We start from the raw sequence: 8,723 nt of genomic DNA, 5'->3' as shown, positions 1-8,723 counted from the left end.
GCAGAGCGGTATAAAATGATGATGGACATCTACACGGTGCCTCGAATCGGCGGCATAAAACTTGCAAAGCTGACCGCCCATGACCTACAAAAGCTCTACAAGGACTTGCAGGAGAACGGTCGGGTACGGCCCACCAAAAAGGGCGGCAATGGGTTGAGCAGCACCACAGTCCGCAGCCTGCACCTGATGCTCCACAGCGCCTTTGACCGGGCAGTGAAGGAGCGCCTAATCGTGCGGAACCCCACCGAGGACTGCATCGCGCCGAAAGCCCGTAAGGTCGAGATGAATATTTTGCAACCGGAGGATATTAGCGCCTACCTCAAGGCGGCGGATGAATGCGGTCTCCTGCCGATGTTCTTCCTGGAACTGGTCAGCGGTTTGCGAAAGGGCGAACTGACTGCTCTCCTCTGGTCAGACCTGGATACAGAGAACAAGACTATCTCGGTGAGCAAGCAGTATGTGCGGAACCCCAACGGAGAGTTGGCGTTATCAAGGCCCAAGACGGAAAATTCTGTGCGGCTGGTGTCCATACCACAGGAAGCGGTTGGGTGATACGGGCGCTGTAACTGCTTTTGTTATAAAGGAACTCTGACTTGTCCAGAAAGCCGTTTACCATGCTCTCATACAGTTTCATCTTATATTGACGGATCTGCTCCAACTGCTGCTCATTCTGGGCGATCTGCCGCGAATACTCCTTGATAAGTTCACGGTTGATACGGCTCTGGTCTATGCCGGATAAGATTTCATCCAAAGAGACTACATTGGCAATAAACCCTTTCAGGCTGTCCCGCACGCACTCCATCAGCTCATGTTCCTTTACCATGACCGGATGGGCGCAGCCATTCTTCTTTCCGGTGGGACAATAGTAATAGTGATACTCTTTGTCTTTGTAGTGGTTCGTTTTGCGTACCATCCGGCTGCCGCAGCAACCGCAGACCAGTATGCCGGAAAACAGATAGACTTTATCTTTTTGGGGAGATGTACGGGTGTCCAGGTTGCGAATCCTTTGCACCAGGTCAAAATCATTCCGATCAATAATAGCTTCGTGAGCATTTTCCACGCGAATCCACTCGGAGGAAGGGCGGCTCTCCATCTCTTTCAGTTTGAAGTGCTGAGAACCCTTTCGGCCCTGAACCAGCGTACCGGTATAAGTTTCATCCTGCAAGATCCGGGTGACGGTATTGGCCGACCACCGGCAATCCTTCCGGTCTGTATAGCCTTTCTTGGCATGGGGAAGGCCATAATACTTTTTATATACCAAAGGAGAGAGCGTACCCAGCCGGTTCAGCTCATTCGCGATGGCGTAGGGGCTGAATCCTTCCAGGCGCATCCTGAAAATGCTCCGCACCACCTGGGCAGCATATTCGTCTACCACAAGAAGATTATGGTTATCTTCGGATTTACGATAGCCGTAAACCGGGAAAGCTCCAACGAAATCCCCATTCTTACGCTTAGTTTCCAGGGAACTTCTCGTTTTGATGGAAATATCCCGTGCGTAGGCTTCATTCATAATGTTCTTTACTGATACAGTCAGGTCATCGCCTGCGCTCTCATTGAGAGTATCAATATTGTCATTGATGGCAATAAACCTCACGCCATAGGCCGGAAAGACACGGCGCATATAGCGGCCAGTCTCAATATACTCACGGCCAAGACGGGAAAGGTCTTTGACGATGACACAGTTGATCTTTCCCTCCATGATGTCATCCATCATTTCTTTAAAAGCCGGACGGTCAAAGATAACCCCGCTGTACCCATCGTCTACCTTTTCGGAAACCAGCTCGATCTCCGGGTGGCGGCTCACGAAATCTTCGATCAGCTTTCGCTGGTTGCCTACACTGTTGCTTTCGTTTGATTTGTCATCCGTGTAAGATAAGCGGATGTATTTGGCAGCTTTATAAACCTGCATAGAAAAACACTCCTTTCATCACGGAAAAATCCCGCAATTCAAGGAGTGCAGTCTGCGTATCGGTATTCAATTCCTTTTCCATGTTTATTATAACGCTCCATGCGGGAAAAATCAGCCCCCAAAATAAAAAATATCAATAATTTTCAGCGTAGGATTCCGCGGAGGCATTCTTCCAGGGTAGCGCCTCCCTGGGAAAAACTTGCCCTGACAACAAATCCACCGCATTTGAAATGATACGGGTCCCGGATCTGCCGGACAAACTCGGCAATCCTTTCTTCCCGCGGCAGGTCCTTATTGACAGATACATCCCGGATGTCGGCAAGTCTGTCTGCTTCCGGGGTATGTATGACCGTATAGGCCAGTGTTTGAGTCATAACAACAGCTCCTTTCTTTTCATACTGGATCATCAAAATCACATGAATAAGGCCGGACACACAAAAAGAGCGGCCCGGCCTCATGGTATCTGATTTCGATTTTATAAGAATCCATGCCGCTACTCGAAAATCAAAACAATGGCATGGATGTTTTCTTAGTAGCTTGCCGTATTTGCCACGCCCCCCGGCAGGCCCTTTTCCGGGCCGGGGATGCCACAGGCTGCGGCCAGCTTTACCGCATCATAGCCCTGCTTGTGCCGTCGCTTCGCCAGAGCTAACGAACACAGAAGGGACTCCCCCCAAGTCTTTGACGGGTCGTGAGAAAGTATCATTATAAGCTGCTCCATCTCGTAGACCGAGTTTTGTAGCCGTATGAGCGCCCGCTCCGCTGGCATTTGGGGTATCTCCCGGCAATCGCGGCCCAGCGGACACTCGTTGACGCAATACCACGCTCGCAGCTCCGGCTCGTTGTATGCGTCCGCCATGAGCGCCACGACGATGTTTGGCGGCCTTGTGATGTCCAGCTCGTATTTCTTGAGGCTGTCCTCCGTCACGCCGGGGAGGTAGTCGATGGCTCCCGCCCTCGTAGAGAGCTTTTCGTTCCACTTTGCCGCCCTCATTCGTGCCTCGAAATACCTATTACCGCAGGCTTTTGTGGCTTGCCTCGCCATTTATTTTCACCTCCCTCTGCGGTAAAATTATTACAGGTCGAGAAAAGAGTTTGACGCTTACAGCGACGACGCTTTGCGGTTCCTGTGCCTTTTGCGTCTCCATCAGCGTCATTCGCTGGTAAAAAAATTTAGCGACGCACGGGAAAGCTGTTGTCGAAGATGTCGTCCCCGTAGTAGTTCAGCGCCCGCTTGATACGCAGGGCCAGACGCAAGGACGGCTGTTTCTCTCCTGTCTCGATCTGCGAATAGTGGCTGCGGCTCGTCCCGACCGCGCTGCTGAACGCCTGCTGGGTGTAACCGTTGGCCTCGCGTAATCGCTGTAACTTGGCTCTCATGCTAATGTCTCCTTTCTGTTTGTCTCTATCAGCGTCATCTATCCCCTATTATAGTTCCTATTTGGGGCAAAGTCAACACTTTTAAAGAAATTTATTTTTCTAATGACGCTTTTAGGGGCAAACTCTACTCAAACCGGGGCAAATCTGCTATAATAATTTTTTGGAGGTGCTTATCCATGCAAAAGTTTTCCACCCGCCTGATCTCCCTGCGCAAAGAGCGCGGCCTATCGCAAGAGGAGCTGGCCCAAATCGTAAACAAAACCCGCTCCGCCGTCTCCGGCTATGAAATCGAGGACAAAGAGCCACCCTTTGACGTGCTCTGTCTCTTTGCGGAGTATTTCGGTGTGTCCACCGACTACCTGCTGGGCCTCTCTGACGAGAGAAATAACGTCGAGCAGGTTTTCTATAACGACCGGGGCAATTTCGAGCGCCACTTCAAGGCCATGTCTGCGGAGCTGCGCCCCGTCGTTGCCAAGTGCTTTGACAGCTTTTACCTGCTGCTGGGCCGGGATATGCAGCTCTCCCGCCCGGAGCGCCTGCAAGTCTATCAAGAGCTGTTCCAAACCCTCCAATCCCTCCGGGCTGGTATCCGCAAGGCTGTGGAGGCCTCTGGCGGGGCCATCACCGACCCGCTGGCCCTCTCCGAGCTGATGGCTATGCAGAGCCAGCTCAAGAATGAGGTCTGCGCCCTGCTGGACAAGCTCATGCAGGCGGATATGGAGATCGCGTTTCGGCTAAAGAAAGACGCGGGGGCCGGGTCGTCCGAAAAGTCGGCAATGTGATCTATGTGGATTTCCGCCCCTCCCCGTGAGGGGCGTTTTCCGTGGAGGTGATACCCATGCAACCGTACTGTATCTACCTGCGCAAGTCCCGCGCCGACATGGAGGCCGAGGCCCATGGAGAGGGCGAAACGCTGGCCCGCCACGAAAAGCTCCTGCTGGAAGTTGCCCGGCGCGGCCCCTACAACGTCACCCAGATTTACCGGGAGGTCGTCTCCGGCGAGACGATCGCCGCCCGGCCTGTCATGCAGCAGCTCCTCCAAGAGGTGGAGCAAGGGCTGTGGGAGGGTGTTCTCGTCGTCGAGGTGGAGCGGCTGGCCCGTGGTGATACCATCGACCAAGGGATTATGGCGCAGACGTTCAAGTATTCCGGCACCAAAATCGTAACCCCCCTCAAGGTCTACGACCCAAACAACGAGTACGACGAGGAGTATTTCGAGTTTGGCCTTTTCATGTCCCGCCGGGAGTATAAGACCATCAACCGCCGCTTGCAGCGCGGCCGCCTTGCCTCCGCCAAAGAGGGGAAATGGGTGTCCGGCGTGGCCCCCTATGGCTACGAGCGCGTCCGGGTGCCGAACGACAAGGGCTGGACGCTGCGCCCGGTGGAGGCCGAGGCCGATATTGTCCGCTTTATCTTCCGGCTCTACACCTCCGGCGAGGAGGGGGACGTCGGCTCTGTCAAACGGGCTGGCACCTACTCGCTGGCGCTGCGCCTCGACAAAATGGGCGTTACCCCTCCGGGGTCTGCGCTCTATTGGAGCAGCACCACGGTTCAGTCCATTCTCCAAAACCCTGTCTACATCGGCAAAATCCGCTGGAATGTCCACAAGTCCAAAAAGCGTATCATCAACAGCGCCGTCCGGGTGGAGCGGTACACCGCCCCGCCGGAGGAGCAAATCTTCGTGGACGGCCTGCACCCCGCCATCGTAGACGAGGCTGTGTTCCTCGCCGCCCAAGACCTCATAGCCCAAAAGGGGCCGCCACCCGTCCAGTCCGAGAACATCGTGAAAAATCCTCTGGCCGGGCTGCTGGTCTGCGGGAAGTGTGGCCGCAACATGACGCTCCGGCCCAATGCCTACGGCGGTATGCTCCTGTGTCCGAGCCGCGTTTGCGACAACATCGGCTCCAAGTACGAGATCGTGGAGGAGCGCCTGCTGCAAGCCCTCTCCCGTTGGCTCGACGACTACCGCCTCGAATGGTCTGACTGCCTCCCTGCGGAGGAGCAGGCTCTTATCGACCTCAAAGAGAAGTCTATCCGCAAAGCGCAGGCCGAGGTGGAGACGCTGCGCAAGCAGCTTTCCCGCACCCACGATCTGTTGGAGCAGGGTGTCTACGATACCGACACGTTCCTCGCCCGCTCCCGGTCTATCTCCGAGCGCATCAGCGCCGCCCAAGAGAGCGCCGAGGCTCTGGCCGCCGAACTGGTGGAGGACGAGGCCCGCGCCGCCAGCCGAAAAAACATCGTCCCAAAGGTCGAAAAGCTGCTTGAGGTCTACGCCGCCCTGCCCTCCGCGCAGGCCAAGAATGAAATGCTTAAGGAGGTTATCGAACGGGCCGAGTATGTCAAACTCTCCCGCTCCGGGAAGAATGGCCCGTTTGACAATTTCGAGCTGGTGGTGTTCCCCAAGCTCCCCCGCGCTATCGGGGAATGAAAAAAGCCGTCCAATTCCTTTTGGGCGGCTTTTCTTTGTGATAACCTTGCAAGTATGATAAGTAAACACTGAATAATCCCAAAAGGAATTGCCGTGTATCCGGCAAACCGATGCGTTTTTTGCCAGCATAGTTTATCCTTTAAAATCCAAGGCAATTTGAACCCAATACAGCTACGATAAGGCATTTGTGGTAACAAATTCCCGACCAATACCATTAAGCCTCCCACGATAAGCACTATGCCTTTCATGTAATTCATCTGCAAACCACAGTATTTAGCTACCGTGACAAAATAGAAAAGAAAAATTCCAAGCCCCAAGAGGTTAATCGCAGTCAGAGTAACATCATTTCTCACTTTGTTATCGCTTTTGGAGATTTTATGAGGGAAAAATGCCACAATAGCTAACGCCAACAAAAGAACGAAACAAATCCCGATAAAAACCCAGCGGGAAGGGCTTTGCATGAACAAAGGGATTTCACTGGGAAGGTACTTAAAGCACAGAACCGTCCCTATGATGAATATAATCAAGAATATCATATTCAGGCTTCTATATAGTTTCATTGTCATTTCCCTCTTTTCCTGTCGATTTATTCGTATCAAAAAAATCTAAAAATGCGCCTAAAGTTGTTTGCAATACAGAAACATTCAGGGAATAAGTAACGGACATCCCCGTCCGTTCGCTTGTCACTAACCTTGCTTCTTTCAAAATGTCAAGATGCTTTGATATGGCAGGCTTTGAAATTGTAAAGTTTTCAGAAATTTCTTTCGCTGTCATATCACCATTCGCAAGCAACTTTAGGATTTGTCGTCTGGTATCATCAGATAGAGCTTTGAATACAGTAGTCATCTAAATGAATCTCCTTTCTCAATAATACTGTATTCATTTTTTCTTGCGCGTGAATTGATGGTAAATCAAATACGGAACCGGCGTAAGCAGCAGAATAAAATACTTGCTTGCATACCATCCTGCCTCACCATTTGCATCAAAATGGAAAGGTATCTTGTCTGGAAGAAAAAATGTTGCCACAAACAAAATGACAAAGGCTCCGATCAATAGCACCACAGGGATCAAGTTCTTCTTACTCATAGCTTCTTCCTCCTTTTGATTGATTGACATATTTTGAAAGACAATTACTCTTGATATGAAGCAATTCCTTTACACACAAGTAAAATTAGAATACATACACTGCACAACAGAAAGGTTATAACGCCCCCGGCAGGGAATCCATTCTGAAGCATTTTTGCAACCGCAAATATATATCCTATTGAAATTGCGATGCAAAGCAAAATGGATAAAACCACATTAACATTCTGCTTAATCGCTTCTGTTTCATTTGTCCATTCCAATTTGGGCCGCTTCATGTCGATCCATACTCCGATCAAGTTCCATAATGCTGCAAATGATATGCCAACAAGAGCAATTACTCCAATCTGGATAAGGCCATAGTGAAAGTAAGCCTTAAATATGAAGCAATTTATGATAATCCCCATCATCGAGATACTTGTAGAAAACAGGGCTTTCACAAACGCTTGCTGCTTTAATGGATACGGAATAATCTTCGCTATCCAGAAACTTGCGCCCTCTCTGGAAAAACTGCTGGAAGCCACTACATTGATTGTGGATGTAAGGACTATGACCGCAATCGCAAATAATACCGCATAGAAGGAAAATTCCGGGGCAGATACCAAAAGTCTTATTTGTTCTATACTTTCTGCAGTTGCGCTGATCCGGAAAGACAGCGGCAGTAAAAAAGGGGTAATAAAAATCCCAAACAATCCATTTATGACATATACTGGATTACGGAAAAAAGTCTGATACTCTTTCTTAAAATAACTTCTCAGCTTTGGCAATGAGTTGAATTTCGTCGCCGTTAGGCGAATCCGTCCCTCTTTATCATAGATGGCATATTTCTTTCCGATTACAAGATAGCTCAAATAGTAATAGCCACCGATAAATACCGCAACAAGTATCATGCAGAGCAGTTTTAGTGCGGGGTGAAAACCGATATACTGATTATAGAATGGGAATGGTACAATGAAATCATTAACCCAGTTCAATAAGTCTCGTTTTTCATCTATTTGTCCATTGGATAATAGACTGCCAATCATGCCGCCCGCAAAATACACTATGATTCCTGCAACCACCAGCAGTGTCCTCATGCGTTTCAGAAGCATGGCAAATTTCAAGCATATTGTCACAAGAACCGCCAAAGGGAACACAACAACATGAGGAAGTATTGCTGCCGCAGAGATGTATGTGATTATTGCAGAAGTTTCTCCCATGTATTGTGTTTGAATTATACACACGGGAAGCAGCAGTAAAATTTCAATCCCATAGCAAAACAAGATTACGGTAATGTACTTGCCTGTAAAAATGTCGCATGGCCTCACAGGAAATAGCAACAAGTGTTCTGTATCCTTTGAAAAGCAGAAAACATTGACCAGCAGGAAGGCGCTCGCGATTGAAAGTATCATTGCCACCACAAACAGTGCAAGCCGACAAAACAATGCTCCCAGCCCCAACTCGGAAAGTCCATCATAAAGCTGTCCCAGCATTTGGAAATAGTAGTAATAGAACACGCCTATAATACTTAAAACAAAGCAACTCAGCACAATAACGTAGGCGTCAGGGCGTTCTTTTAATTTGTATCGGAAGTTCAAAAAGCTAAAATTGATCTTACTGATTGCTTTGCTTAATTGAAAGATCTTTGCCCACCGGTACATCATTAACCACCTCCATATAAATATCCTCTAAAGAAGTTTCGGAAGGGTTATCTCGAAGTTTGATTGTTTTCTTAATCATGCCAGCTTGCATAATGACGATTTTATCACATAGGTTCTCACAAATTTCCAATATGTGAGAGGAAAACAGAACCGATTTTCCGTAGATAGTGTCTACACGAATTAAGTACGGATAGCAGCCCAAATGGCGATACAACGGACGTGTACCGCGGCGATAAAAGCATCCGAGGTTTTGGCATAACGAGTGGCAATACCTCTCCAA

At 49.6% G+C, this 8,723-nt stretch carries 11 protein-coding genes and 2 pseudogenes; 3 read left to right on the top strand and 10 right to left on the bottom strand.

Annotated features, from left to right (window positions below; genetic code table 11):
- The coding region (locus tag U8U01_RS16540; protein ID WP_322176645.1) for a site-specific integrase at nt 1–552 on the top strand (552 nt) is incomplete at its 5' end.
- Here the strand turns inward: U8U01_RS16540 and U8U01_RS16535 are convergent.
- The 4 genes from U8U01_RS16535 to U8U01_RS16520 form a co-directional block, all read right to left on the bottom strand.
- On the bottom strand, nt 437–1,909 hold the full coding sequence (locus tag U8U01_RS16535) for a recombinase family protein (RefSeq protein WP_322176643.1): 1,473 nt from the start codon (nt 1,907–1,909) through the stop codon (nt 437–439). The two genes, U8U01_RS16540 and U8U01_RS16535, sit on opposite strands and share 116 nt — an antisense overlap.
- A gap of 143 nt (nt 1,910–2,052) precedes the next feature.
- On the bottom strand, nt 2,053–2,367 hold the full coding sequence (locus U8U01_RS16530; RefSeq protein ID WP_437124405.1) for a DUF6870 family protein: 315 nt from the start codon (nt 2,365–2,367) through the stop codon (nt 2,053–2,055).
- Nucleotides 2,368–2,438: 71 nt separating this feature from the next.
- Nucleotides 2,439–2,954: a hypothetical protein gene (locus U8U01_RS16525; protein ID WP_322176641.1), complete on the bottom strand. Its 516-nt coding sequence runs from the start codon at nt 2,952–2,954 to the stop codon at nt 2,439–2,441.
- 128 nt (nt 2,955–3,082) lie between these two features.
- Nucleotides 3,083–3,289: a helix-turn-helix transcriptional regulator gene (locus U8U01_RS16520; RefSeq protein ID WP_304584851.1), complete on the bottom strand. Its 207-nt coding sequence runs from the start codon at nt 3,287–3,289 to the stop codon at nt 3,083–3,085.
- Between the two features lie 176 nt (nt 3,290–3,465).
- Between U8U01_RS16520 and U8U01_RS16515 the strand changes: the two genes are divergently transcribed.
- Nucleotides 3,466–4,071 carry a helix-turn-helix domain-containing protein gene (locus tag U8U01_RS16515; protein WP_304584850.1) on the top strand — a complete coding sequence of 202 codons (606 nt, stop codon included), beginning with the start codon at nt 3,466–3,468 and terminating at the stop codon, nt 4,069–4,071.
- A 56-nt stretch (nt 4,072–4,127) separates the two neighbouring features.
- Nucleotides 4,128–5,720, top strand: a complete 1,593-nt coding sequence (locus U8U01_RS16510) for a recombinase family protein (protein ID WP_322176639.1) — start codon at nt 4,128–4,130, stop codon at nt 5,718–5,720.
- 68 nt (nt 5,721–5,788) lie between these two features.
- Here U8U01_RS16510 and U8U01_RS16505 read toward each other — a convergent pair.
- From U8U01_RS16505 to U8U01_RS16480, 6 genes and pseudogenes are all read right to left on the bottom strand, one after another.
- Nucleotides 5,789–5,905, bottom strand: a pseudogene (locus U8U01_RS16505) (SdpI family protein); the annotation flags it as partial.
- Between the two features lie 361 nt (nt 5,906–6,266).
- Nucleotides 6,267–6,566, bottom strand: coding sequence for an autorepressor SdpR family transcription factor (locus U8U01_RS16500; RefSeq protein ID WP_322176637.1), 300 nt, complete (start codon nt 6,564–6,566; stop codon nt 6,267–6,269).
- A gap of 33 nt (nt 6,567–6,599) precedes the next feature.
- The gene (locus U8U01_RS16495; RefSeq protein ID WP_322176634.1) at nt 6,600–6,806 is read right to left on the bottom strand and encodes a DUF1648 domain-containing protein; all 207 of its coding nucleotides are present in this window, start codon (nt 6,804–6,806) and stop codon (nt 6,600–6,602) included.
- Nucleotides 6,807–6,850: 44 nt separating this feature from the next.
- Nucleotides 6,851–8,380 carry a permease-like membrane multi-spanning protein gene (locus tag U8U01_RS16490; protein WP_322176631.1) on the bottom strand — a complete coding sequence of 510 codons (1,530 nt, stop codon included), beginning with the start codon at nt 8,378–8,380 and terminating at the stop codon, nt 6,851–6,853.
- Nucleotides 8,381–8,396: 16 nt separating this feature from the next.
- Nucleotides 8,397–8,522, bottom strand: a complete 126-nt coding sequence (locus U8U01_RS16485) for a hypothetical protein (protein WP_322176628.1) — start codon at nt 8,520–8,522, stop codon at nt 8,397–8,399.
- 101 nt (nt 8,523–8,623) lie between these two features.
- Nucleotides 8,624–8,723: pseudogene (locus U8U01_RS16480) on the bottom strand (IS5/IS1182 family transposase); the annotation flags it as partial.

Origin of the sequence: Acutalibacter caecimuris, from assembly GCF_034335085.1 — a bacterium.
In the GTDB taxonomy this organism is placed as follows: domain Bacteria; phylum Bacillota; class Clostridia; order Oscillospirales; family Acutalibacteraceae; genus Acutalibacter; species Acutalibacter caecimuris.
Note: the sequence above shows the minus strand (reverse complement) of the source record. Positions and strands in the feature narration are given on the sequence as shown.